The sequence below is a fragment of the Clostridium grantii DSM 8605 genome (assembly GCF_900129965.1).
Classification (GTDB): Bacteria; Bacillota; Clostridia; order Clostridiales; family Clostridiaceae; genus Clostridium_AF; species Clostridium_AF grantii.
In genome coordinates, this window is record NZ_FQXM01000002.1 from 107,253 (window position 1) to 133,615 (window position 26,363).

At 28.5% G+C, this 26,363-nt stretch carries 27 protein-coding genes and 2 riboswitches; of the genes, 21 read left to right on the forward strand and 6 right to left on the reverse strand.

What is annotated here, in order from left to right:
• Window positions 1–30: 30 nt before the first annotated feature.
• Window positions 31–1,374 carry an ABC transporter substrate-binding protein gene (locus BUB83_RS00465; RefSeq protein ID WP_073335877.1) on the reverse strand — a complete coding sequence of 448 codons (1,344 nt, stop codon included), beginning with the start codon at window positions 1,372–1,374 and terminating at the stop codon, window positions 31–33.
• A gap of 270 nt (window positions 1,375–1,644) precedes the next feature.
• On the opposite strand from BUB83_RS00465, the gene BUB83_RS22345 reads away from it, so the two are divergent.
• Complete coding sequence (locus tag BUB83_RS22345; RefSeq protein ID WP_242950609.1) at window positions 1,645–2,283, forward strand: rhodanese-like domain-containing protein; 639 nt, start codon at window positions 1,645–1,647, stop codon at window positions 2,281–2,283.
• A 45-nt stretch (window positions 2,284–2,328) separates the two neighbouring features.
• Here the strand turns inward: BUB83_RS22345 and BUB83_RS00475 are convergent, their stop codons facing one another.
• The 3 genes from BUB83_RS00475 to BUB83_RS00485 form a co-directional block, all read right to left on the reverse strand.
• Window positions 2,329–2,523 carry a DUF1858 domain-containing protein gene (locus tag BUB83_RS00475; protein ID WP_073335879.1) on the reverse strand — a complete coding sequence of 65 codons (195 nt, stop codon included), beginning with the start codon at window positions 2,521–2,523 and terminating at the stop codon, window positions 2,329–2,331.
• 124 nt (window positions 2,524–2,647) lie between these two features.
• Complete coding sequence (locus BUB83_RS00480; RefSeq protein WP_073335881.1) at window positions 2,648–4,519, reverse strand: LTA synthase family protein; 1,872 nt, start codon at window positions 4,517–4,519, stop codon at window positions 2,648–2,650.
• Between the two features lie 24 nt (window positions 4,520–4,543).
• Entirely contained in the window at window positions 4,544–5,653 is a 1,110-nt protein-coding gene (locus BUB83_RS00485; protein ID WP_073335883.1) for an MGDG synthase family glycosyltransferase, read from the reverse strand.
• A 180-nt stretch (window positions 5,654–5,833) separates the two neighbouring features.
• Here BUB83_RS00485 and BUB83_RS00490 point away from each other — a divergent pair, with 180 nt between their 5' ends.
• The 12 genes from BUB83_RS00490 to BUB83_RS00545 all read left to right on the forward strand — a co-directional run bounded on the left by BUB83_RS00490 (window position 5,834) and on the right by BUB83_RS00545 (window position 18,998).
• Window positions 5,834–6,913 (forward strand): sensor domain-containing diguanylate cyclase, encoded by a 1,080-nt coding sequence (locus tag BUB83_RS00490; RefSeq protein WP_073335885.1) that lies wholly within the window; start codon window positions 5,834–5,836, stop codon window positions 6,911–6,913.
• Between the two features lie 65 nt (window positions 6,914–6,978).
• Window positions 6,979–7,077, forward strand: a riboswitch (SAM riboswitch).
• 75 nt (window positions 7,078–7,152) lie between these two features.
• Window positions 7,153–7,251, forward strand: a riboswitch (SAM riboswitch).
• A gap of 68 nt (window positions 7,252–7,319) precedes the next feature.
• Window positions 7,320–8,333 (forward strand): methionine ABC transporter ATP-binding protein, encoded by a 1,014-nt coding sequence (locus BUB83_RS00495; RefSeq protein ID WP_073335887.1) that lies wholly within the window; start codon window positions 7,320–7,322, stop codon window positions 8,331–8,333.
• On the forward strand, window positions 8,334–8,996 hold the full coding sequence (locus BUB83_RS00500) for a methionine ABC transporter permease (protein ID WP_073335889.1): 663 nt from the start codon (window positions 8,334–8,336) through the stop codon (window positions 8,994–8,996). It abuts the gene before it with no gap.
• A 14-nt stretch (window positions 8,997–9,010) separates the two neighbouring features.
• The gene (locus BUB83_RS00505) at window positions 9,011–9,844 is read left to right on the forward strand and encodes a MetQ/NlpA family ABC transporter substrate-binding protein (RefSeq protein ID WP_073335891.1); all 834 of its coding nucleotides are present in this window, start codon (window positions 9,011–9,013) and stop codon (window positions 9,842–9,844) included.
• An 88-nt stretch (window positions 9,845–9,932) separates the two neighbouring features.
• Window positions 9,933–10,103 carry a DUF896 domain-containing protein gene (locus tag BUB83_RS00510; protein ID WP_073335893.1) on the forward strand — a complete coding sequence of 57 codons (171 nt, stop codon included), beginning with the start codon at window positions 9,933–9,935 and terminating at the stop codon, window positions 10,101–10,103.
• A gap of 261 nt (window positions 10,104–10,364) precedes the next feature.
• A complete protein-coding gene (lacZ, locus tag BUB83_RS00515) occupies window positions 10,365–13,484 on the forward strand; it encodes a beta-galactosidase, LacZ type (protein WP_073335895.1) in 3,120 nt (1,039 codons plus the stop codon).
• A gap of 87 nt (window positions 13,485–13,571) precedes the next feature.
• Window positions 13,572–13,859 carry a hypothetical protein gene (locus BUB83_RS00520; RefSeq protein ID WP_073335897.1) on the forward strand — a complete coding sequence of 96 codons (288 nt, stop codon included), beginning with the start codon at window positions 13,572–13,574 and terminating at the stop codon, window positions 13,857–13,859.
• A 110-nt stretch (window positions 13,860–13,969) separates the two neighbouring features.
• Window positions 13,970–14,866 carry a 23S rRNA pseudouridine(2604) synthase RluF gene (rluF, locus tag BUB83_RS00525; protein WP_073335899.1) on the forward strand — a complete coding sequence of 299 codons (897 nt, stop codon included), beginning with the start codon at window positions 13,970–13,972 and terminating at the stop codon, window positions 14,864–14,866.
• 133 nt (window positions 14,867–14,999) lie between these two features.
• Window positions 15,000–16,496, forward strand: coding sequence for a spore germination protein (locus BUB83_RS00530; protein WP_073335902.1), 1,497 nt, complete (start codon window positions 15,000–15,002; stop codon window positions 16,494–16,496).
• A gap of 21 nt (window positions 16,497–16,517) precedes the next feature.
• Window positions 16,518–17,684, forward strand: coding sequence for a Ger(x)C family spore germination protein (locus tag BUB83_RS00535; protein ID WP_073335904.1), 1,167 nt, complete (start codon window positions 16,518–16,520; stop codon window positions 17,682–17,684).
• Between the two features lie 3 nt (window positions 17,685–17,687).
• Window positions 17,688–17,897 carry a hypothetical protein gene (locus tag BUB83_RS00540; RefSeq protein WP_073335906.1) on the forward strand — a complete coding sequence of 70 codons (210 nt, stop codon included), beginning with the start codon at window positions 17,688–17,690 and terminating at the stop codon, window positions 17,895–17,897.
• A gap of 12 nt (window positions 17,898–17,909) precedes the next feature.
• Window positions 17,910–18,998: a GerAB/ArcD/ProY family transporter gene (locus BUB83_RS00545; protein ID WP_073335908.1), complete on the forward strand. Its 1,089-nt coding sequence runs from the start codon at window positions 17,910–17,912 to the stop codon at window positions 18,996–18,998.
• A gap of 91 nt (window positions 18,999–19,089) precedes the next feature.
• Here BUB83_RS00545 and BUB83_RS00550 read toward each other — a convergent pair whose 3' ends face one another.
• The gene (locus tag BUB83_RS00550) at window positions 19,090–20,196 is read right to left on the reverse strand and encodes a DEAD/DEAH box helicase (RefSeq protein ID WP_073335910.1); all 1,107 of its coding nucleotides are present in this window, start codon (window positions 20,194–20,196) and stop codon (window positions 19,090–19,092) included.
• Between the two features lie 346 nt (window positions 20,197–20,542).
• On the opposite strand from BUB83_RS00550, the gene BUB83_RS00555 reads away from it, so the two are divergent.
• The 8 genes from BUB83_RS00555 to BUB83_RS00590 all read left to right on the forward strand — a co-directional run bounded on the left by BUB83_RS00555 (window position 20,543) and on the right by BUB83_RS00590 (window position 25,855).
• Entirely contained in the window at window positions 20,543–20,740 is a 198-nt protein-coding gene (locus tag BUB83_RS00555) for a cold-shock protein (RefSeq protein ID WP_073335912.1), read from the forward strand.
• Between the two features lie 152 nt (window positions 20,741–20,892).
• Window positions 20,893–21,480: an anthranilate synthase component II gene (locus tag BUB83_RS00560; RefSeq protein ID WP_073335914.1), complete on the forward strand. Its 588-nt coding sequence runs from the start codon at window positions 20,893–20,895 to the stop codon at window positions 21,478–21,480.
• Window positions 21,477–22,871, forward strand: a complete 1,395-nt coding sequence (gene pabB / locus BUB83_RS00565; protein WP_073335916.1) for an aminodeoxychorismate synthase component I — start codon at window positions 21,477–21,479, stop codon at window positions 22,869–22,871. The genes BUB83_RS00560 and pabB overlap by 4 nt, the downstream gene beginning before the upstream one ends.
• Window position 22,872: 1 nt before the next feature.
• A complete protein-coding gene (locus BUB83_RS00570; protein WP_073335918.1) occupies window positions 22,873–23,673 on the forward strand; it encodes an aminotransferase class IV in 801 nt (266 codons plus the stop codon).
• A 1-nt stretch (window position 23,674) separates the two neighbouring features.
• On the forward strand, window positions 23,675–24,544 hold the full coding sequence (gene folP, locus BUB83_RS00575) for a dihydropteroate synthase (protein ID WP_084133333.1): 870 nt from the start codon (window positions 23,675–23,677) through the stop codon (window positions 24,542–24,544).
• Window positions 24,529–24,894: a dihydroneopterin aldolase gene (gene folB / locus BUB83_RS00580; RefSeq protein ID WP_073335920.1), complete on the forward strand. Its 366-nt coding sequence runs from the start codon at window positions 24,529–24,531 to the stop codon at window positions 24,892–24,894. The genes folP and folB overlap by 16 nt, the downstream gene beginning before the upstream one ends.
• A complete protein-coding gene (gene folK, locus BUB83_RS00585; protein WP_073335922.1) occupies window positions 24,887–25,363 on the forward strand; it encodes a 2-amino-4-hydroxy-6-hydroxymethyldihydropteridine diphosphokinase in 477 nt (158 codons plus the stop codon). Before folB ends, folK begins: the two co-directional genes overlap by 8 nt.
• A 12-nt stretch (window positions 25,364–25,375) precedes the next feature.
• Window positions 25,376–25,855 carry an HD domain-containing protein gene (locus BUB83_RS00590; protein ID WP_073335924.1) on the forward strand — a complete coding sequence of 160 codons (480 nt, stop codon included), beginning with the start codon at window positions 25,376–25,378 and terminating at the stop codon, window positions 25,853–25,855.
• Between the two features lie 57 nt (window positions 25,856–25,912).
• Here BUB83_RS00590 and BUB83_RS00595 read toward each other — a convergent pair whose 3' ends face one another.
• Entirely contained in the window at window positions 25,913–26,113 is a 201-nt protein-coding gene (locus BUB83_RS00595; RefSeq protein ID WP_073335926.1) for a DUF6465 family protein, read from the reverse strand.
• Window positions 26,114–26,363: the final 250 nt, after the last annotated feature.

Sequence of the window (26,363 nt, forward strand, 5' to 3'; positions counted from 1 at the left end):
TTTTCTTTTAGTTAATTGATTCTTTTCTTATTATTTTCTTGCTTCAGCCCAAGTTGCTTTAGCATTTTCTACTAATTTGTCCCAAGTTAAATCGCCAGCGATATAAAGTTGGATATCAGCACCTAATTTATCCATACCCCATCCAGTAGGGTATCCCATGAATACCCAAGGCATTGTATTTCCTTCGTTAGAGTATCTTAATACTTCTTTAGCTAATGGATCACTTGGTTGTAAATTATCAGCTTCGTAACCTTTAAAAGCAGGTATAAATTTAAAATCATTGATAATCATATCTTTACCAGCATCTGAGGTATATAACCAATTCAAGAAATCTTTAGCGGCAGCTTTTTGAGCATCATCTTTAGTGCTATTTATAGCCCAATACATTGGGATACCAACTGGAATAGAACCTTCTTTTACACCATCGATAGGCATTGGTAAAATTCCTATATTTTGAGCAAGTTCTGAGTCAATTCCATCAACTGAACCGAATGCCCAGTTTCCTTGTTGAATAATAGCAACTGTACCTAAAGAGAATTTTTGTTCTACTTGAGTTGAGTAATCAACGCTATTTATAGAACCGTTTTTACCATCAGGTTTAAATGCATATTTGATTTGTAAATCTAAAAGTTTTTGTAAACCTTCGTTTTGAGTAAATCCAATTTCTTTAGCATTAAAAGCATCAACAACGGTATCAAATTCATTAGCGAAAGCTACATTAGATAAATGCAAACCTGTTACCCAAGTTTCTTTACCAGGTAAAGCAAAAACAGCATCAAGTCCTAAATCTGCCTTTTTAGAATCTAATGTTTCAACAGCTTTTTGCAAATCAGCAAAAGTTTTTATAGAAGCTGCATCTATTCCAGCTTTTTCAAATATTCCTTTATTGTAAATAAATCCATAACCTTCTTGATTAAAAGGCATTCCAACTACTTTTCCATCAAGAGAAACAGCATCTAATGAACCGTCAAAAGCTTGGGAGATCCATGGTTCTGATGATAAATCTTCAAGTTTTTCAGCCCAATCCAAAGCATCTTGTGTTCCACCAATGTTATAAATAGTAGGTTCTTCACCAGAAGCAAATTTAGATTTTAAAGCAGCACCATAATCATCTCCACCACCAACAGTTTGTACATTAATTGTAACATTTGGGTTTTCAGAAACATAAGTATCAACGGCAGCTTCTAGAGCATCTTTAGATTCAACTTTGAACTGAAAAATATCAAATTCCACTTTTTCAGCAGGTGCTTCAGTTTCAGCTCCTTCATTTTTTGTGTTTGAGTTATTGCTATTATTACTACCACATCCAGCTAAAACCCCAACAGATAAAACTAACGCACTTACTAAAGCTAAAAGTCTTTTTGTTTTTTTCATAATACCCCTCCATAAAATAAAGATTATATTTTAAATTTGTTGCGCAATCGTTTGCACTATCTTAATTATAAATCCTTTTTCTCAAAGTGTCAAATACTATTATTAGTTTTTTTAAGAAAATTTCACTAAATTTATTATTTGAATTAATATATATTTAATTTATTATAGAGTTTTAGTGTGTATTGGATTTTAGTTGACAATACAAAACTACAATGTATAATACTCTTAAAGAAAACCTGTATTTAAGTATATAAAGAAAAGAGGGAGATTATGAAAAAAATAATTATGCTTACTTTAATAATTTCAACTTTCCTTGTAGTAGGATGCAAGAGCTATAATATTGGGAATGAAAAAAGTAATAAAAAAGGGTTGGTTTTTCAAGGAAAGATAGTAGAAAAAACGGATGGATACAATTTTATTGTTAGGGATTTGAATAATGGAGATTTGATTTCTTTAAATATTACTGATGAAATTGAAGTTATGGATAATATTTCTAGTGATTTTAAAGTAGGTAATTTGGTTAAGTTTGAAGCGGATGCAGAAGTTATGGAGAGTTGGCCTTTAAAAGTAAATTTATATAAAATAATTGATAATGAAGATGTAACTTATATAAAAATAGATCAAGCTTTGGCTAAAAAGTTGATGGATACTCAAGATGTAATTGTACTGGATGTTAGAACTATTGATGAGTATAATGAGGGAAATATTAAAAATTCAGTATTGCTACCAGTAGACAATATAGAACTAGAAGTAGATAAAGTAATACCAAATAAAGATTCTACAATCTTGGTATATTGTAGAAGTGGCAACAGAAGTAAAACTGCTAGTAAAAAACTTATAGACTTAGGATATAGAAATGTATATGATTTTGGTGGGATAAACACTTGGGAATATGAACTAAATAAATAAAAAAGGCTTCCATATTTAGGGAAGCCTTTGTATGTTTAGTAATTATTAAGCTATAGCGTTGTTTAAAGCTTCTATTAATTTGTCAGCGTCTAAACCGTGTACTGCAGCAGCTTCTTCTAATGTTTCAGCTTGAGCTGATGGACATCCAACACAACCCATACCAAAACTCATTAAAGTTTGAACTGTTTCTGGATAATTTCTTACTACGTCGCCAATTGTATTTTCTTTTACTATTTTCATATTGAAATACCTCCTAGTATTTTTCTTTTTTATTTAATTCCCAGTGCTTAACTGAGGATTATGTATATAGTATAACATAAAAAATAAAAAAAACAATGTCACATTTGTTACAGAAATGAAAATTTTAATTTAACCTGTCCAAAAGATTTTTTGAAATTATGATATCAGAAATTTTAAGTTCTTGTTGATATTTATCAATTATATTTTTGTAATTAGATATATTTAATTCTTTTTCTGATTCAATATTATAAACTATTTTTTTGTCACTGAAATAATAATAATCATCAGTAACTATGGAACCATTACGAAGAACAGCATAACCGTAAGTACAGTTTAATAAGTCTTTACCAAGTGAGTATTTAGAATCCAAACCTAATAAATTTATCATAGTGGGCATTATGTCAATCTGTCCACCAGTGGTATTATTAACACTTCCTTCATTTAAACCTGAGTAATGTAAAATTAAAGGGACCTTTTGAAGCTTAATCCATTCCGTATCAGAATACTCCAAGTTTAAATAATTCAATAAATCTGTTTTTTTATTTAAGGGTACTGCAAAGTGATCTCCATAGATTGCTAAGACGGAGGTTTCGTATAAATCCCTATTTTTTAATTCGTTTATTAATACGCCTATTGATTGATCAGCGTAATGAGCAGCTTTTATATAATCACCTATGAAAGTGCCTTCATAAGCACCAACGTTAAAACCGTACTCTTCAAATCCCTCAAAAGGATAATGAGTAGTAAGGGTTATTAAAAAACTGTAAAAAGGTTTGGAAGTATCAAACTTATCAAAGGTTTGTTTGAAAAATGAAATATCGCTTAAAGCAGTGTTGTCCCAACCCATAAGATCATCCATGTTATAGTAAGAGGAATCAATAAATTTATCAAATTCTAATGTTTCGTACATTTGACGCCTATTCCAAAAAATTGATGAAAAACCATGGCATACATATGAATTATAACCATTTTCATTAACTAACTTAGCTAGGGAAGGATAGTTATTTTCTGCGTATCTATAGTACACAGAACCCTCTTTTAAAGGATAAAGAGAGGTATTGCATAAAAACTCTGCATCTGAAGTACTTCCGTCTTCAATTTGATAATACAAGTTGTTGAAATAGATGCTTTCTTTTAAAAGTTTGTTTATATTAGGGGTTATTTCTTTGCCGTTAATAGTTTTACCTATAATAAATTCTTGTAAAGCTTCTACTTGTACCACAATTAAGTTCTTTTTTTTGGCAATACCGTAATATTTATTTTGTGAATTATAATTTTTAGTTTCATAATAATTATTAAGGAGGCTCAAGTCACTCTTACTAACGATTGTATTATTGGTTTTGTCTTCAAAATAATATTTTATATCATAATAATGAGCATATAAAAGACCCATTTTCCTAGTTACATATCTAGAATTATCCGTATGTTTTTGAATGTTAGATATGTGGTAACTAGTTTGAAATAGAAAAAAGGATATACACAAAAAAATAAATGAGTATTGAAACGAATATTTTATTCTTTTTCTATATAAATGAGTTTTATTGAATTCTTTGCTTATGTAAAATAAAAAAGGTAGATCTATTAGGTAAATAATATCAGTGAATTTAAATAATCCTAAAATTGAATTATTAACACTAGTAACAAGATTGAAATCGAAGCTAGAAAAAACAGGTATACTAATTAATTTTCTATAGTACCTAAAAAAATTAGTGTCCACCAATAGCAAAACTGATATTAAAAAAGAAAATACAATAATTTTTTTATTTATATTTATTTTTGGGATGAGTATTATTAAGAAAAAAATAAAGAATAGTGAACTGAGAGTTCCTAAAAGCATATTAAAATTACTTCTGGATACTAAAGGAAGATTATTTAATCCAGTAGTAAATTGAAAATAAATACATTTTAATATATTCGAAATAAAAAACAAATAAAGCAATGTATATTTGTTTTCTTTCAAAGGAAGAGCGCCATGGATATTTATTTTTGTTTCCATAAATATTCTCCTAACTGTTATAAATTATATGACCTTTTCTAAGTTATCAATTATAAACTTAGATATTTTTTCGGAAACCTGAAGATCTCTATAATTTGATTGGTTTTGTCTTATTTGGTTTAATAGAATACAATTATTATCTATTAATTGGTTTACAGTGGAAGGTAAGTTTTTAAAGTTGTCACAATACAAACCTAATTTATTATTAAGAATAAATTCAGGGTTTTCTTTTTCTTGTCCTGGAAAGGTACCTGAAACAATGATAGGTAGACAACAATTAATTGCCTCCATTAATACATTTGGACTGCCACGTGCGATTAAAACATCAGAATTAATCATATATTTTTCAACATTATTAACATAGCCAAGAATTTCTATATTATCTTTATAATTTGACTTTAAAGTTAAATTTAATAGTTTTTTTAATTTCTCATTTCTTCCAGTAATAATGATTACTTTACAATTAAAATTTGAAAGTAGGATTTCGGCAGTATTTTTAACATGTCCATTACCTTCGCAACCATTCATGATTAAAAAAGTTATTTTCTCATTTGTAGAAGAGTATTTTTCTTTTTTTAATTGGCAGAAGTTATCTCTAACAGGGAGATTAAATAGCATAATTCTATTCTCAGGAACTCCGTAGGATTTAACTCTTTCTACAGCTTCAAGAGTAGGGCATATTGTATACATTGCATTTGGATCTGTCCATAAAGGGGATATGGAAATTAGATCAGCTATTTGGGTTACAACTGGAATATCTAAAGATTCTTCTTGAATAATTTTAACAATAGAACCTACAAAGGCAGCATGGACGGAAATTATCATATCAGGTTTAAATGAATATATAATATCTAAAAATTTTTTCCTTATAACTTTTGATGTAAAGTTATTTATTTTATCATATTTTAATGAAGCTAGCTTATAAAAAACACCCCAAACAGGTTTGGCGTATATGGTTAAAGGAATATATGATTTACCCGCGACTTGACCAAGTCTTCCAGCTAAATCGAAACCTTCTATAATCTTTATTTCAGTATCTGGTGATATAACTCCTATTTTATTGCAGATAGCTTCAGTGATACTTTTATGACCATGACCAGTTAGTTCTGATGATATAAATAATATACGAGGCATGAAAATTAAAATCTCCTTTACATAATAAATTTATAATGGAAGTAGAATTACAAACTAACCTTATTATAGCAACAATGTCATATAAATATCAATATATATATAAGTTAAATTCATAACTTTTATATTGCATATAGTTTGTGATATAATTTTACTATAAAGATTAGGGGAGCGTAGATTGATTTGAAAGAATATAAAGAACAAATTCAAAAACAAGAGAATGAGCTAAAAGAATATAAAGAAATGAATGAAAAATTAAAAGATGAGATAAAAATAAGAGATTCAGTTTTAAAAATATTACATTCAGTAATGGAAATTAATGAATTAAACACGCTTTTTGATTTGATTCTAGAAAATGCATTGAAATCAATACAACAAAGTACTATTGGAAGTATTTTAGTTTTGGATGAAAATAATTATTTGACTATTTCTGCATATAGAGGATTTGAAAAGGAATTAGCCGAAAATTTTAAAATACACTTATCACAATCTTTTATATATAAAAAAACTAATGGAAAAATAGAAAAAGCAACTATTATAAACGATATAAATGAAGTGCAAGAAGTTATTTTTCCAGGTGTTATCGATAGCGCTGGTAAGACTAGTATTAATGCAAATATTAGTGTTCCAATAAAAATTAATGGCAAAATGTATGGATTACTAAGCATAGATAGTGAAGAAAAAAATATATTTGATGAGGAACATTTAGAAATTTTAGAGTATTTAGGGGTTCAAGCGGCTCTTGCTATTGAAAAACATTTACTTTATGAAAAAACTATAACTTTATCAAGGTTTGATGAGTTAACAGGTATATGTAATAGAAGATATTTTGAAACTTTGTTCAAAGAACAATTAGAAAGATCTTCTAGATATGAAGAAAAGTTCAGTTTAGTTTTGATGGATTTAAATAAATTTAAAGCGGTGAATGATAAATATGGACATCTTGTTGGAGATGAGGTGCTGAAGGCTTTTTCAGGTTTTCTTAAAAATAACTTAAGGGCTTCGGATATAGTAGCTAGATTGGGAGGTGATGAATTTATTGCTTTAATGCTTTATTCAGAAGAAGAGAAAGTAATAGAAAAGATGGAGTATTTATGGGAGTTGTGTTTGAAAAGTAATGTAGAACTAGAGAATAAAAGTATAAATTTTAGTTTTAGTTATGGGGTTTCTTCTTATCCTAAAGATGGTAAGGATTTCAATTCTTTGGTTAAAATTGCTGATGCTAAAATGTATGAGAAAAAAGGTTATAACTGTTTATGTTAATTTTATATTTTTGTTGACAAGTAGAATAATATCTTTTATAATCTAAAAGAAATCAAATTGAATATTAATTATCAAGAGAGGTGGAGGGATAGGCCCTAAGAAACCCAGCAACCAACGATGAACGTATGGTGCTAAATCCTACAGCGTTAGCTGAAAGATAATGTTACGAAAACATAACTTCTTTTAGTGCGAAAGAAGTTTTTTATTTTTAAAAATATATTCAAATAAAAACCAAAGATAAATTATCAAGAGAGGTGGAGGGATAGGCCCTGAGAAACCCAGCAACCAGCTATATATGGCATGGTGCTAATTCCTACAGCTTAGCTGAAAGATGATTAAATAAGGTCTTCTTTCTTCGTTGAAAGAGGGCTTTATTATTATAACTTATGAAAAAGGAGGAAGTATTTTGATAGAAATTAAAGAATTATGTAAGACTTATATTTCAGAAAAACAATCTTTTGAAGCTCTCAAAAATATAAATTTGGAAGTAGATAAAGGAGATATTTTTGGAATCATTGGGTTGAGTGGGGCAGGGAAATCTTCTTTAGTAAGATGTATTAATATGTTAGAGAAACCTACTAGTGGAGAGATTTTAATAGAGGGTAAAGATATTACCAAAGTTAGTGCTACTGAACTAAGAAAAATGAGAAAAAAAATAGGGATGATTTTTCAGCACTTTAACTTACTTATGAATTCAACTGTTTATGAAAACATTGCATTCCCTTTAAAAATATCAGGTATGAAAAAAGAACAAATTAATAAAAAAGTAGATAAATTACTGGAAATTGTAGATTTGGTTGATAAAAAAGAATCGTATCCTTCACAATTATCTGGGGGACAGAAACAAAGAGTAGGTATTGCAAGAGCACTTGCTAATGACCCAGAAATAATATTATGTGATGAAGCTACCTCAGCATTAGATCCTAATACAACTCAATCTATTTTAAATCTTCTACAGGATATTAATAGAAAATATAATATAACAATTGTAGTAATTACTCATGAAATGAAGGTTATAAAGAGTTTGTGCAATAAAGTAGCTGTTATGGAACAAGGGGAAGTGGTAGAAGAAGGAAATGTAATTGATGTATTCTCTTATCCTAAAACAAAAACCTTAAAAAGCTTTTTAGAAGAAGATATTTTTTATGTTCCGGAGGATATTATTGAGAAAGATTTAGATAATAATATACATCAAGAAATTTTAAAAATATCCTTTATAGGAGATAAATCAAAATCACCAATTATTTCAGATATGGTTAAGCATTATAATGTAGATATTAGTATTTTAGCTGGTAATATCGAAAATATTCAGAATACAAATTTAGGTCATCTTATTGTTAAAATTTCTGGTGAAAAAGACGCAATCAATGATGCAATTGATTATTTAAGCAAAAATGATTTGATTATGGAGGTGATTTAATTGGTGGAAAATTTCAATCATTTATATAGTTTGCTACAACCTTCACTTTTCGAAACATTATATATGGTATTTTTCTCCACTTTGTTTTCTGTGATTTTGGGACTTCCATTGGGTGTTGTTTTAGTTATTAGTGAGAAGAATCATGTATGGGAGCATAAGATGCTTAATGGGGTATTAGGTTATATAGTTAATATTATGAGGTCGCTACCTTTTATTATATTAATAATTGCTATATTTCCTTTATCAAGAATAATAGTAGGGACTGCAATTGGTTCAACTGCAGCCATTGTACCATTATCTATAGCGGCTACTCCTTTTGTTGCTAGAATTGTGGAATCATCTTTAAAAGAGGTTCCATGGGGAATAGTTGAGGCATCTTTAGCTATGGGAGCAACTACAAAAGAAATAATCTTTAGAGTTTTAATACCAGAAGCTTTACCATCATTGATTATGGGCCTTACCCTTACAATTATTAATTTAATTGGATATTCTGCAATGGCAGGAGCTATTGGAGGAGGAGGGTTAGGAGATTTAGCTATAAGATATGGGTATCAAAGATTTCAAACTGATGTGTTGATTTGGACAATTATAGTTTTAATAATAATAGTACAAGTAATTCAATCTTCAGGAAATAAAATATCAAAAAAATTAGACAAAAGATAACGGAGGAAAGAAAAATGAAAAAATTAAGCTTGGTTTTAACAACATTAATGGTAACAGCATCAGTTCTTGTAGGATGTTCAACAGTAAATAATATTGATAGTTCATCAACAGAACAAAGTAATAATGAACTTAAAAAAATAGTAGTAGGTGCAACACCAGTACCCCATGTAGAAATATTAAATGTAGTTAAGCCTATTTTACAGGAAAAAGGATATGAGTTAGAAATAAAAGAATTTACTGATTATGTTACACCTAACATTGCTTTAAATGACAAAGAATTAGATGCAAACTTTTTTCAACATGTACCTTATATGGAAGAGTTTGCAGCTAATAATAATATGGAATTAGTGTCTGTAGCAAAAGTTCACGTTGAACCACTTGGAGCATATTCTGATAAACTTAAATCAATAGAAGAAATAGTTGAAGGCGCTACAGTTGCTATACCAAATGATGCTACAAATGAAGGCAGAGCGTTGATACTTCTTCAAGAACAAGGAATTATTAAGTTGAAAGATGCAACAGGATTAACTCAAACACCATTAGACATTGTGGAAAATCCAAAAAATTTAAAATTCCAAGAATTAGAAGCTGCTCAACTACCTAGAGTTCTTCAAGATGTAGATTTTGCTATAATTAATACAAATTTTGCATTAGAAGCAGATTTGAACCCTACTAAAGATGCATTATTTATAGAAAATGCTGATTCACCTTATGCAAATATCTTAACTGTAAGACCAGACAATGCAGAAAGCGAAGAAATTAAGGCTTTAGTTGAGGCTTTAAACTCTGATGAAGTTAAAAAATTCATTGAAGAAAATTATAAAGGAAGTATAGTTCCAGCTTTTTAAAAAAACTTTTTAGCTAATTATGAACTTTTGTGATATAATTCTTTTTAAGGGTTTTTAAAATATTATCTAGAACTAAGGGGATGTAGTAATGGAATTTAAAAAAGTTATGGAGCGTATTGATTTTTTATATCACAAAGGGAAAGAAACTATTTTATCAGAAGAAGAAAGATGCGAGCAACTTAAATTAAAAGCGCTTTATCTTGACGTTATAAAAGATAATTTTAAACTAGAATTAAATAATGTAGAAAGCGTATCATAAAAAACACTCCTGCTGTAGCAGGCGTGTTTTTTTGTGCTTTAATCCAAATAAAGCTTAATTATTGAATAAATTGATTAGTATAGTTATGTTTTACCCAAAATATTTATATAGACTGTTATTTTTAGAATATTTATAATATAATTATATTTTGATTATTATGTATAAACAAACTTTGTGCATAAATTAAAGGCAAAAGGGTATGTTTATATAAAGTAAGAAATATAGTATTTAATAAATAATAAGGTTCAGGGGGAATTTTATATGAAAGAAAAATTTAAGTATACATCACCATCAAATAAATATCCGGAATGGAATAATAATCCTGAGATTTTTCAATTAAATAGAATGAAGGCTCATGCTACATTGATGCCATTTGATTCAGTAGAAGAAGCTTTAATAGGTAATGCTAAAGAATCTAAGCACTATAAGTCTTTAAATGGAAAATGGAAATTTAATTTTGCAGAAAATGCTGATAAAAGAAACAAAGAATTTCATGATGAAAAGTATGATTGTAGTGAATGGAAAGAAATAAATGTTCCAGCTCATTGGCAGTTGGAAGGATATGATTTTCCACAATACACTAATGTGACTTATCCATGGGTAGGGCATGAAGATTTAAAACCACCTTTTGCTCCTACAAAATATAATCCTGTTGGACAATATATTACAAGCTTTGAGGTACCTGGTGATTGGGAGGGTAAACCTATTCATATAAGTTTTCAGGGAGTAGAATCAGCTTTTTATCTATGGATTAACGGGGAATTAGTAGGATTTGGTCAAGATAGTTTTACTCCTTCTGAATATGATTTGACACCTTATTTAAAAAAAGGCGAAAATAAATTAGCTGTTGAAGTTTATAGGTGGAGTGATGCTAGTTGGCTTGAAGATCAAGATTTTTGGAGAATGAGTGGAATTTTTAGGGATGTATATCTTTACTGCACACCAGAAATTCATATATATGATTATTTTGTACTTGCTGATTTGGATGAAAACTATGAGAATGGATTATTAAATATTAAAGCTGAGGTAACTAACTATTTTGGTAAAAATAATGAAGATTTAATATTTGAAGCAGAACTTTATGATGAAGAAAATCAAAAAGTATTTGAAACATCTTTAAAAATTGAGTTGGATTTAAATGGAAAAAAATCTTCTTCAATTAACTTAAGTGCTGAAATCCAAAATCCTAATAAATGGAGTGCTGAGAATCCAAATTTATATAAGTTGGTTCTTACTTTAAAAGAAAAGGGCGAAATAATTGAAGCTATAAGCTCTAGAGTAGGTTTTAGAAAGTTTGAATTAAAAGATGGATTGATGCTTATAAATGGTAAACGAATAGTATTTAAAGGTGTTAATAGACATGAATTTTCTTGCACAAAAGGAAGAGCTATTGGCTATGAAGAAATGATTGAAGATATACTATTAATGAAGAAATACAATATTAATTCTGTGAGAACATCCCATTATCCAAATAATACTCTTTGGTATGATTTATGTGATGAATATGGATTATATGTAATTGATGAAAATAATTTAGAAACTCACGGGTCATGGGTATATGGGCAAGTTGGAATTGGTGAAACTGTTCCTGGAGATAAAGAAGAATGGACACCTGCTTTGATTGATAGATGTAATTCTATGGTGGAAAGAGATAAAAATCACCCTTCTATTGTTATATGGTCCTTAGGAAATGAAAGTTTTGGGGGAAGTAATTTTATTAAAATGTACGATTTTATAAAATCAAAAGATACTTCTAGATTAGTTCATTATGAAGGATTATTCCATTATAGAGAGTCAGAAGCAGCATCGGATATGGAAAGTACAATGTATACTACACCGGAATATAATGAAAAATATGCATTAAATAATCCTAAGAAACCTTTTATACTATGTGAGTATGCTCATGCTATGGGAAATTCTTGTGGAAATCTGTACAAATATACTGAGCAGTTTGATAAATATCCTATTCTTCAAGGTGGTTTTATTTGGGACTGGATAGATCAATCTATAAAAACTAAAACAGAAGATGGCATAGAGTATATGGCTTATGGTGGAGATTTTGGTGATACCCCTAATGATGGAAATTTTTGTGGAAATGGACTGATTTTTGCAGATAGAAATGTTTCGCCGAAAATTTATGAAGTCAAAAAGTGTTATCAAAATATAGATTTTAAAGTTTTAGACATAAAAAATGGAAAAATCCAAGTTATTAATAAGTTTCTATTTACTAATTTGAACGAATTTTATTTCAAATATATTATAGAGAAAAATGGAGTTAAAATTGATGAAAAAGAACTTTTTATTGAATTAGACCCTTTAAGTAGTAAAGAAATTGAAATATCTTATGAAGCTATAAAAGATGTTAAATTCAGTGAAGAGTTTGCTTTGACAATAACTGCTTATACTAAAAAAAGTACAAAATGGGCAGAAAAAGGTCATGAAGTAGCTTTTGAACAATTTATGATACCTACTAAAACTACAGTTGCTGAAATACAAAATGAAGAAATAGATAATATAGAAGATAGATTATTGGTGGTAGTAAAAGAAAGTGAAAATGTAATAGTAAGTGGAGAAAATTTTACTATTAAGTTTAATAGTAGTACTGGTAATTTGGAAAGCTATTTTGTTGATAGTAGAGAGCTAATGAAAGAACCTTCAAAAGTGAATTTCTGGAGAGCATCCATTGATAATGATAAAGGAAATCAGCTACCAGAAAGATGTGGTATTTGGAGAAATGAAGGCGAAAATAGAGAACTTCTGTCCATGGTAATTGAGGATGGTGGAGAAGAAGTTAGAGTGATAAATCAATATTATTTAAGTAAAACTAATTCTTATATTTCAATTAAATATCACATAAAAATAAATGGAACAATAAAAGTTTCATTTACTTTCACACCAGGTAAGAATCAGCCGGAAATACCTGAGATAGGGATGATTTTTGTTATGGATAAAGCTTATTCAAACTTAAAGTGGTATGGAAGAGGCCCTCATGAAAACTATTGGGACAAAAAAACTAGTGCAAAACTTGGCATTTACCAAGGAAAAGTAGAAGATCAATTTGTACCTTATTTAGCACCCCAAGAATGTGGAAATAAAACAGATGTAAGATATATGGAAGTGAAAGATGATAATAATAAAGGATTAATATTTAAAGGAGAGCCTACTATGGAGGTTAATGTATTACCTTATACTCCTCATGAACTAGAAAGTTATGATCATCCTTATAAACTTCCTAAAAAAGAAAAAGTGGTAGTTAGAATCAATCATAAACAAATGGGAGTTGGAGGAGATGATAGTTGGCAAGCTAAAACCCATGCTGATTTCACTATCTATGCAAACCAGACTTATGAATATTCATTTACAATAAATCCACTTAATTAGTATCTTTAAGAATAAAGGAAAATAAAAATTCATATATTAAGTAAAATAACAATATATATAGTAATAATAATATTTTGAGGATACGATATGATACAAACTATTAATCTAAGTTATCCAAGAAAGAAAGTACAAAATATTTATAATGATTTTTTCTTCCAGATAAAGTTTAAACAATCTTTAATTAAAGGTAATAAAAAATCAAACAGGGTATTTGGAATAATACTAGCCCATTTGGTTGTATTAGCTACCTTGGCTGGGATAAAAAATTCTAAAAACACAGTGGATCAATTGATAAAAGAAATGGGTTATCCAACTATTGATGCAATTTTTCAAATGATGAAAATGGGAAATTTGGCTTATACTCATGTAGATTGATTAAAAGATTTGAAACTAATTTAGTTTCAAATCTTTATTTTTGTTGTATAATAAAATGACGTGTAAGAAAACTAGATAAATTTAATTAAATAAATAAAGGACGGTAAGGAATGAAGAATAAAAAAAACTTAAGTACAAAAGAAAATATCTCCATAGAAAAACATAAAAGTATTAATAAGGAGAAAAAACAAGGCTTAAGTAGTCACAATAATAAATCAATAGTAAATAAAAATATGTCTTTAGAATCTAAAGAAACAGAAGAAGTATTAGAAAATAGTGAAGGAATAAGATTAAATAAATTTATTAGCGGAACAGGTATATGTTCTAGAAGAGAAGCAGATAGACTTATTGAAACGGGTAAAGTAACGATTAATGGAAGTTTAGCAGAAAAGGGTACTAAGGTTTCAGAGGGGGACAGCATAGAAGTGGAAGGAGTTCCTTTAAAAAACAAAGAAAAAAGTGTTTATATTGCTTTTAATAAACCCACAGGTATAACTTGTACCACAGAAAGTAAGATTAAAGATAATATAATTGATTATATTAATTACCCTAAAAGAATATTCCCTATTGGCAGATTGGATAAAGCCTCTCAAGGATTAATATTTTTGACTAATGATGGGGATATAGTGAACAAAATTCTTCGTGCAGGAAACAATCATGATAAAGAATATATAGTAACAGTTGATAAGCCTATAACTCAAGAATTTATTAAGAAAATGGCAAATGGGGTTCCTATATTAGATACTATAACAAAGAAATGTTTTGTTAAAAAAGAAGATCAATTTACATTTACAATTATTTTAACTCAAGGATTAAATAGACAAATAAGAAGAATGTGTAAATATTTAGGATATAGAGTTGTAAAACTTAAAAGAGTTAGAATTATGAATATAACATTGGAAGGATTACCAAAAGGAAAATGGAGATATTTAACTTCGAAAGAAATGAATGAATTAAATAAAGCTATTTCAAATTCGATAAATACCAAAGAAGCCTCGTTAATTTAATATAATTAACGAGGTTTTTTATTGTTATATTCTAATTTCATTGTAATATTTGTAAGGCTTATTGTAGATAATATATTTAATGAATAAATATTTAAAGTTATAAATTATAAATATTTATTTAGGAGGTGTAACTATGAGTAAAGAAATATATAAGAAACCCATTGAACAAAAAGACTATAGCACCGAATATGTATTAACTAATTCTCTTGATGAGAATATAAAAATGTTTCAAAGTAATATTTTTAATAATGATGATTCAATTATATATAGATATATAACAAATAAAGCAAGTGGAATAAAATTTTGCCTTATATTTATAGATGGTATGAGTAGAACTACTGTTATAAATGAAAATATAATTGATCCAATAATAAGGGATAATATTGATACAAATAAAGATATTGCATATTATATTATGGAAAATGTACTTAGAACAGATGAAAATCAAGAAACCCAGGATATTAATTTAGCTGTTACAAAAGTACTATACGGAGATACATTATTATTCATTGAAAATTTAAATAGAATAATATTTGTAAATACTAAAGGATGGAGTAAAAGAAGTGTCAAGGAGTCTGAAGGAGAAGCTGTAGTAAGAGGGCCAAAAGAAGCTTTTACGGAATCTATTAATATTAATACAACCTTAATAAGAAGAAAAATAACATCTCCAAAGTTAAAATTCAATTATAGTGAATTGGGAAGTGTTACTAAAACAAAAATAAGTTTATGTTATATTGAAGGGCTAGCATCACAAGAAATATTAGATGATTTAAAGAGTAGGATAGATAAAATTCAGATTGATGGGGTTTTGGAATCTAGTTATATTGAAGAATCAATAAAAGATCATCCTTATTCTATTTTTGAAACTGTAGGAACCACAGAAAGACCAGATACAATAGCAGGTAAGCTGTTAGAAGGCAGAATTGCTATATTGTGTGATGGAACCCCTTTTGTTATGACTATACCTTTTTTATTTGAAGAATACTTTCAAGTTAACGAAGATTATTATAGTAATTTTATTTATGGCACTTTAAATAGAATGCTGAGAATGTTAGCATTTTTATTTGCTACCAGCGTACCTGCTTTATATGTGGCATTAACAACATTTCACCAAGAATTAATACCAACACCTTTAGTTTTAGGAGTTGCAGCTGCAGAAAAAGGGGTTCCTTTTCCAACTGTGGTAGAAGCGTTATTAATGATGGTTGCTTTTGAATTATTAAGAGAGGCAGGAACGAGAATGCCCAAAAATATAGGGCAGGCAATTAGTATAGTAGGAGCACTAGTGTTGGGAGATGCCGCTGTTAATGCAAATTTTGTTAGTGCCCCTATGGTTATTGTAGTAGCAATCACAGCAATTAGTGGATTTGCTCTTCCTAAAATGGTTACTTCTATACTAGTAATAAGATTTACGATTTTATTTGCCTCTTCTTTTTTGGGGTTATATGGATATATATTTGAAGCAATCGGAATTTCACTTTATTTATTTTCCATGAAATCTTTTGGAGTAGATTATATGTATAGTTACGGGAGAATAGGCTTAAAAGACCTTAAAGACGTTTATGTTAGGGCATCATGGGAAAACCTAAAGAAAAAGAAAAAATTTATTATTGGGGATAAAAATCAATAAGATTAAAAGGATGATATTAAGATGAAGCATATGAAAAATATTGTTATAATACTTTTGTTTATTATAAATTCTATGTTTCTTTCGTCTTGCTGGAATTATAGGGAAATTGATGATATGTCTATAGTTGCAGGAATTGCCATTGACAAAGATAAATCAAATGGTATGTATAAAATAACTGTAGAGTTAATAGATCCCTTAAGCAGTAAAGAAACAACGGGAATGGCTTCAAAAATAGTAGAAGCCTCTGGAAAAACTGTAGATGAAGCTTTTTTAGAAATAATTCAGATATCAGGTAAGAAAGCATATTATTCTCATTCCAAAATTCTAATTTTAAGTAAAGATATTGATGAAGAAGATTTAATATCAATTATTGATAGTGTCAACAGGTCCACTGAGATGAGAGGAGATATGAAATTAATTGTTTCGCTTGAGAAAACAGCAGGTGAGGTTTTAAATAAGGTACATAAAGAGGAATCAGGAATAGCATCATTTAGCATAAATAATGCTATTATAAACAGAGATAATGTTTCTAATTTTGCAGCTGTAGATGTATGGGAATTTACAGAAATCCTTTTTGAACAGGGAGTATCGCCTATAGCACCTGGAATAGAACTTATTTCTAATAAAGGGGAAAATACTTTTAACTTGACGGGAAGTGTCAGCTTTCAAGGAGGTAAGAATGTTCAATGGTTTGATGAAGAAGAATCTAAAGCTATACTTATTCTACAAGATAAATTAAAGGGTGGTTTAATTGTAGTTAATTGTAATATAGATAATAAAACATATGTAAATACATTGGGAATAATAAAATCTAAAACCAAGATTTTACCTTTGTTTGATGAAAACAAAATTAAACTTATGATTCAAGTAAACATGGAAACAAGTATAGATCAATTAGGAGGGGAATTTGATTTTATTGAAAAAAAAGGGCGAGACATATTGCAAGAAAAAGCAGAAATTTATCTAAAAAAGCAAATTGAGAATGTAGTAAAGAAAACACAGCAGGGGTTTTGCAATGATATTTTTGGATTTTCAGGCATTATAATGAGAAAAATGCCTAAGGAATGGAAAAGCACTATTCAACCAAAATGGAGAGAGTATTTTAAAAGTTTAGAAATAGATGTGGATGTAAATATAAACATAAGAGATAGTGGGTTGATTTCAAAGCCTATAAAATTAGGAGAGTAGACAATGAAAGTAATTATAGTAGTAATTTTATATTGGTTAGTAGGATTTATTGAGGGCAAAATACTATTAAAGAATAATGAAGTGAAGGAACTAATAATTTATGGAACAATGATGGGGTTTTCTATGATACTAGCTTCATTGCTTATATTGGGAGTAAAGGTTGCTAGCCCTGCAAAATTTATCGAAAAAATAGTTTTTGTTTTTATAAAGTGAGGAGAGATAAAAGTGGGAGAAGAAAAATTAACCTATAAACAAGCAATAAGTTTAATAGTGTTGTTTATTTCTGGGAGTTCTACTATTATTACCCCAGGTATAGCTGCAAAAAAAGATGTGTGGATTGCCACACTAATTTCAATGGTAGCTATTACTCCTATTTTAATTTTATTTCAGAGGCTACTTTATATTTTTAAAGGAAAGGATTTATATGATATTATTGATATTGTTTTTGGGCCTATTTTAGGAAGAGTAATTTCGCTGGTATATATTTGGTTTTCATTACATTTAGGAGCATTGGTTATTAATAATTTTATATATTTCATTAATATAATTAGTTTAAATGAAACGCCAATAATTATCCCAGCTATTATTATAAGTTTTCTATGTATAATGTCTGTTAAGTATGGAATAGGTGTAGTAGGGCGATGGGGAGAAATGGCAGCTATTTTATTAGTTATATTTATATCTATGATTGTTATACTTTTGATACCATCTATGCATATTGAAAATATACAACCAATTTTATATGACGGAATAAAACCAGTTTTGAGAGGCGCTTTTTCTACTTTTTCTTTTCCATTTGGAGAAATAATTATATTTACTATGGTGTTCACTTCTTTTCGGGAAAAAGAAAAGCCTAGAATTTATATTATTGGAATGCTTCTTGGGGGATCAATGCTAGTTTTGACTTCTCTTACAGATGTGTTAGTCATAGGAGCGGATGGTGCAGGCATGTATTACTTCACTGCTTATACAGTTGTTAGAAGGATTGACTTAGGTAATTTTATTCAAAGGATAGAGATATTTGCATCTTTAATGTTTTTGATAGGAGGGATAATAAAAATAAGTATATGTTTATTTGCCACTTGTAGAGGAGTATCAAAAATATTTAATTCAAAGAATTATAAATTTTCAGTAACCCCTATGGGAATTACTATGTTTATTATGGGAACCTTTATCTATGAAAGTATAATGGATATGAGTAGTTGGGCTATTGAAGTATGGCCTTATTATGCTTTCCCATTCCAAGTTATACTACCTATTATTATTTATATAGGAGCTGAAATTTATGCAATAAGAAATAATAAAAGGGAATAGAGAAAAATTGCGTACTAGCGTATCGCAATTTTTCTTAATGGACAATGGAGAAGGGAGAATTAAAAAAATAAATAATGATTTTGCTTTGCAATTATAAAACCATTCTAGGTATTTCTAAATCTATTTCACTTTCTATTCTTTTCAAAATCTCCATATCTTTAGGGGCAACAAAAAGATATGTATATCCTTCTTGTCCCGCTCTTCCAGTACGACCTATTCTATGGATATAGGCTTCGGCATTTTCGGGGATGTCATAGTTATAAATATGAGATACGGCACTTATATCTAGTCCTCTGGCAGCAACATCAGTGGCAATTAAATATTGAAACTTGCAATTTTTAAAATCTTTCATTATTCTCTCTCTTTTAGGTTGAGGAATATCTGAGTGAATTTTTTTGCAATCATAGCCTCTTTTATAAAGACCTTCTTCTAAATCATCCGCTCTTCTTTTAGTTCTACAGAATATTATAGCCATAAAAGGATTTTCTTTGTCTAAAACTGAACATAATGCGTCTTGTTTTTTTCTATCAGTTGTTTCAATTAAGAATTGTTTGATGTTTTCTAAGGTTTCAGATTCTTTTTCTATTAAAACTTCAGTAGGATTTATCATATATCTATAAGAAAGTTTTTTTACTGCAGAATTTAAAGTGGCAGAAAAACAAAGAGTTTGCCTGTCTTTCTTTGTATATTTTATTATAGCTTCAACTTCATTTTTGAAACCCATAAAAAGCATCTGATCAGCTTCGTCTAAAACTAATGTGTTTAAAGCTTCTAGGTTTATTGTTCCTCTTTTAAGGTGATCTAGCAGTCTTCCGGGGGTTGCAACAATTATGTGAACGCCATTTTTTAATTTCTTTAATTGAGAGCCAATATCTTTACCACCGTAAGCAGCCAAAATATTAAGAGCTTTACCTTCTGCAAGCTTTTTTGCTTCTTCTGTAATTTGGATTGCTAGTTCCCTGGTAGGAGTTAAGATTAATCCTTGTGTAACGGAAGAATTTTCATCAATATTTTCAAACATAGGGAGTAGAAAAGCAAGAGTTTTTCCAGTTCCAGTTTGTGCTTCAGCTATTATGTCATTATTATTAATTATTAATGGGATAGATTTTTCTTGAATAGGAGTAGGGATAATAATACCGTCCCTTTCTAATATTGATACAAGTTTTTCGTTTATTCCTAGATTTTTAAAATTAAACATTTATTTTACCTCTTTTCTTTATTGCTTTCTCAAGCAGATTAAGTATAACAAAAATTAAGAAATTTATAAATGATTTATTAATAAAAAAGCTTTATATTCGAAAGTAAACGTATAGAATTTGAGGAATTTTAAAAAAAATAACAAATATTTATAAAAAACACTTGATTTATTTATCTATTGGTAGTATTATTATGTAGAACCTTGATTCAGAAGTAAATAAATTGGTATATGAACTATTTTCGAATTATATAAAATTAAGATTACTTAAATATATAGATTTCGAAGTTTTTATTGATTGTTTATTTTCACAAGAATTAAAGGAATAAAAATTTCGGAGGTACGAAAAATGACAGGAACAGTTAAATGGTTTAACTCAGAAAAAGGATTTGGATTTATCACTACAGAAGAAGGAAATGACGTTTTCGCTCACTTTTCTCAAATCAACAAAGAAGGATTCAAAACTTTAGAAGAAGGACAAAAAGTTAACTTTGAAGTTGTTAAAGGCGCTAAAGGTCCTCAAGCTGAGAACATTACAGTTATCTAATAATTAGACTTTTCAACCCTAGAGATTTATCTCTAGGGTTTTTAGTTTTTTGAACTAAAACATAATATTTTATTTTAACATAAAGTAAATAATGATGTATAATGTATTTAATAATAAAGCTACATTACTAAAGAATAGAAAGGAAGTTTTCTTTGATATTAATGATTGATAATTATGATTCTTTTACTTTCAACTTAGTTCAGTATTTGGAAGAATTGAAGGAAGAAGTTTTAGTATATAGAAATGATTCAATAGATTTAAAAGAGATAATAAATTTAAATCCTAGTATTATTGTTATTTCTCCAGGCCCTTGTACTCCAGAAGAAACAGGTATTTGTAAAAAAGTTATAGAAGAATTTAAAGGGAAAATCCCTATTTTAGGAATATGTTTGGGACATCAAACCATAGGTAAGGTTTTTGGAGCTAATATAATAAAAGCTAGAGAACCAGTTCATGGTAAAGTTCATTCTATTAAACATAGAAACATAGGTGTTTTTAAAGATTTAAAAAATCCTTTAAATGTTACTAGATATCATTCTTTAGTTATTGAAAAGGAAACTTTACCTAAATGTCTTGAGATAACAGCTGAAACAAATGATGGAGAAATTATGGGTATTAGTCATAAAAAATATATTATTGAAGGAGTTCAATTCCATCCAGAAGCCATTTTAACCGAATGTGGCATGGAAATTCTACATAACTTTTTAAAGCAAGCTATGGAAAAGAGGCATGGAAAATGAAGATAAAGATAAAGGAAATTGAAACTAAACTTACTAGTTTTCAATTATTTGAGATTTTTAAGAATGATGAATATGTTTTTTTCCTAGATAGTGGGATGGATCATGACAAATTAGGAAGGTACTCTTTTATAAGTTCAAATCCTCTTTTGGTGTTTAAAAGCAAAGGAAATGAAATAAAAATTACTAAAAAAGATCAGGAAAATATTTTTTTTGAAAATCCTTTTGAAAAATTGAAAGAAATTTTAAAAAAATATACATTATCATATAAAACACCATTTCCTTTTATTGGGGGAGTGGTTGGTTATTTTGGATATGATATGTATCACCATTTAGAAAATATTAATACCACAGCTATTGATGATATGAATATTCCAGATTGTGTATTAGGTGTTTATGATGGAGTCATTATAGTGGATCATTTGGAAAATAAAGTATTTATTGCAGCACTAGGTATGGAAGAAGATTGTGACAAAGTGTTAGATACAATTAATAATCGAATAAATATAAATACTGATAAAATAATGAAGGAAACTCAAAGTATTATTGATAAAGGCTTAACTGAAGAAATATATTTACAATCTAATTTGAATAAAAAAGATTATATCACGTGCTTAAAGAAAGTTAAAAATTATATTGAAGAAGGAGATGTATATCAAGTTAACTTAACTCAAAGATTTCAATGCCATATAAATGAAACCTCTTTTGACATATATAAAAGATTAAGAAAAATCAATCCTGCCCCATTTGCTAGCTATTTTGATTTTAAAGAAGGGCAAATTGTTAGCAGTTCTCCTGAACGATTTATTAAAATACAAGATAAAGTAATAGAAACTAGACCAATAAAGGGAACTATTCCTCGAGGAAAGACCCAAGAGGAAGATAATAAAAACAAAGAGATATTATTAAATAGTGAAAAAGATAAGGCTGAATTGTTAATGATAGTTGATTTAGAAAGAAATGATTTAGGTAAGATATGTAAAACGGGTACGGTAAAAGTTACTGAGCTATTTCACTTAGAAAAATACGCAACAGTGTATCATCTTGTTTCTACAATTAAAGGAGAAATAAAAGATGAGTATGATGTGGTTGATTGTTTAAAAGCAACTTTTCCAGGAGGATCAATTACAGGAGCACCTAAAATAAGAGCTATGGAAATTATAGATGAAATAGAACCAAATACTAGAAATATATACACGGGGTCTATTGGGTATATTGGTTTTAATGGAGATGTAGATCTTAATATTGTTATTAGAACAATAGTGTGTAAAGGTAATAAAGCTAGTTTTGGAGTAGGTGGAGGTATAGTTTGGGATTCTGATAGTGAGTTAGAGTATGAAGAAAGCCTTCATAAAGCCAAAGCTTTAATAAAAACACTTAATGGTGGTGAGTAAGATGTTCTTATCTTTGAATGGTGAATTAATTGAAGAAAAAGATATGAAAATATTTCCATTAGGAGAAGATTTCATGTATGGATATGGATTATTTGAAACTGTTAAAATCCAAAATAATAAAACAATATTTATGAAGGAACATGTAAAAAGACTTTTAAAAGGATGCATTATTTTGGATTTGGATATTGAGTGGAATTATAATGATATTGAGAATTTTGCCTCAGAACTTATAAAAAGAAATGGTGTAATTAATGGTGCATTAAAAATAATATACTGTAAAAATATTAAGGGTAATAATTTAATTATAATCTGGAAAGATATAGTTTACAATAGAGAATGTTATGAGAAGGGTTTTAAATTGTGTTTTTGTGATTATAAAAAAAATCCTTACTCTCCACTTGTATATTTAAAAACTAATAATTATTTAGATAATATTTTTAATAAAAAGAGAATTCAAGCAAAAGGGTATGATGAAGGAATTTTTTTAAATGTGAATAATAAAGTTTGTGAGGGAACTTTCACAAATATATTTTTTGTGAAAAATAGTATTATTTATACTCCATCTAGAGAGTGCGGTTTACTAGAAGGGATTATTAGAGAAAAAGTTATTAATTTAGCTAGAGAACTTAGAATAGAATTAATAATTAAAGAAATTGAGGGAAATGACTTGCTATCAGCAGACGAAATTTTTATCACAAATTCTTTGATGGAAATTATGCCAGTTTCAAGGTTGGAAAATAAAGAATTGTCTTTAAAAATTAATTATATCACCAAAACGCTGATGAAAAATTTGGAGGATTAAAATGAGGGAATATATAAGTAGAGATAATAAAGGTAAAAATTTAAAATGTGGTGACTTCACCCTGAAATTAGGTGAAAAAACTCATATTATGGGTATTCTAAATGTAACTCCTGATTCTTTTTCTGATGGAGGGAAATATGAAGCGCTAGAAGATATTCTTAAACAAGGAAAGCAAATGATAGAAGAAGGAGCCTCTATTATCGACATAGGAGGGGAATCCACAAGACCCGGCGCAGAAGAAGTTACTATAGAAGAAGAATTGAATCGAGTAGTTCCAGCGGTGAAAAAATTATTAAAAGAAGTAGCTGTACCTATTTCTGTGGATACTTATAAGTGGCAAGTGGCTGAAAAAGTTTTAGAATTAGGTGCTCATATTATCAATGATATATGGGGACTTCAAAAGGATGAAAGAATGGCTAAGGTAGTTGCTAAGTACAAAGTTCCGGTAGTTATTATGCATAATAAAAACGGTAATGAATATAGAAATGATATTATGGAGGAAATAAAAGAATTTTTTAGAGTATCCATAGATATCGCTTTATCTGCAGGAATTGAAAAAGATAAAATAATTTTAGACCCAGGTATAGGTTTTGGAAAAACTCCAGAACAAAATATTCTGGTTATGAGTAGGTTGAATGAATTGAATGAATTAGGATTTCCAGTTCTTTTAGGAACATCAAGAAAATCTATGATAGGCAAAATTTTAGATTTAGAGGCATCAGAAAGAGTTGAAGGAACTGTAAGTACATCAGTAATTGGGGTTATGCTAGGGGCTGATATTATAAGAGTTCATGATGTAAAAGAAAATTATAGGGCTGTAAAAGTGGCGGATACTATAGTGAGAGGAGCAAAGCCGTGGATAGAATATTAATGAAAAATTTGGGTTTTTTCGGTTATCATGGAGCGTTGAAGGAAGAAAATGTCCTTGGACAAAAATTCTTTGTGGACATAGAATTATATGTTGACTTACAAAAGGCGGGAAAATCTGATTCTGTTGTAGATACAGTTCACTACGGACAGGTTTATGAATTAGTTAAAAATATTGTAGAAAATGAAAGATTTAGCTTGATTGAAGCATTAGGAGAAAGTATTGCTCAAAATGTTATTGATAAATTTGATTTAGTAGAAGAAATAAGAGTTGTTATAAAAAAACCTGAAGCTCCTGTAAGAGGTATATTTGATTATTTTGGTGTAGATATAAGGAGAAAAAAATATGAGTAAAGCATATTTAAGCTTAGGTGGAAATGTTGGAGATAAAAGAAAAAATATTATTGAGGCAATGGAATTTCTTAATAAACACAAAGAAATTCAGGTAACCCAAGTATCTTCTTACTATGAAACTGAACCAGTAGGATATACTGAACAGGAATGGTTTTTGAATGTTGCAGTAGAGATAAAAACAACTTTGATGCCTATAGATTTATTAGATTATTGCAATTATGTTGAAAAAGAGTTGAAAAGGGAGAGAATTATAAGGTGGGGGCCAAGAACAATTGATATAGATATTTTATTATATGAAGAGTTTTCTTCTCAAAGCGAAAAATTAACTGTTCCTCATAAAAGTATGTTTGAAAGAGCTTTTGTTATGATTCCTTTATATGAAATAAACCCAGATTTAATAATAAATCAGGCTAAAATTAAAGATATAGTTGATAATCTTAATGACAAACAGGTTAGAAAAATTAAGTAGGAGTATTTTACTATGGACAGAATAAATAAAATTCTTAGAAATGAACAATTTAATATGTTTATAAACAAAAATATGATTGCAGAAAAAGACAGAGTTTTTTGCCACCATGATTTAAATCACTTGCTAGATGTGGCTAGAATTGCTTATATTATGTCTTTAGAAGAAAATCTAGACATAGCCAAAGACTTAATCTATGCAACGGCTTTGCTACATGATATAGGGCGTTGGAAAGAGTACGAGTCTGGTGAGGATCATGCAGTGATTAGTTCTGATTTATGTGAAGAGATACTTTGTAAAGAAAATTTCACAAAACAAGAGATAAAGTTGATAAAAAATGCTATTAAAAATCACAGGATTAGGGATAATCATGAATCTAAACTCAGCAAAATAATTTATGAAAGTGATAAAGCTAGTCGATTTTGTTTCGATTGTAAGGGGAAGTTGTTATGCAAGAGATTTCTTAAGGGTGAAAAATTTGAATTTACATATTAACAAGGCAATAAAAAAGTAAATAAATAAAAATGTGGACGCCCTTTGTCCACATTTTTATTACTTTTGAATTTTGATAGTCTCACTATCGTTTATTAAACAGTAAGCACAAGTTTCATCTGTGTTAAAATAAATATTTACGGATTTCATATCTTTGATTCTTTTCCCTGTGTTTTTCCACTGTTCTTTTAATTCAAGAATTATTTCATTAGTAGAAATTTTTTTGTCGCCACTTTCGATGTAAAAATTAATTGATTTCAAAAGTAAAACCCCCTTTTTTTAACTTTAATATACTAATAATATATATAATAATGAATGAATTGTCAAAGTAATTATGCAATTTTGGTTAAAATTAGCAAATTAATCATTGGCTAAGATTAATTTATCATAGAATGATTTCTATAAAAAGAAATTATTTACTAAAATGCGTAGTAAATAATTTCTTTAATACCATTTTTATGAATAAAATTAAAGCAAATTTAAACAAAATAATAACAATGTCGAAAAAAGA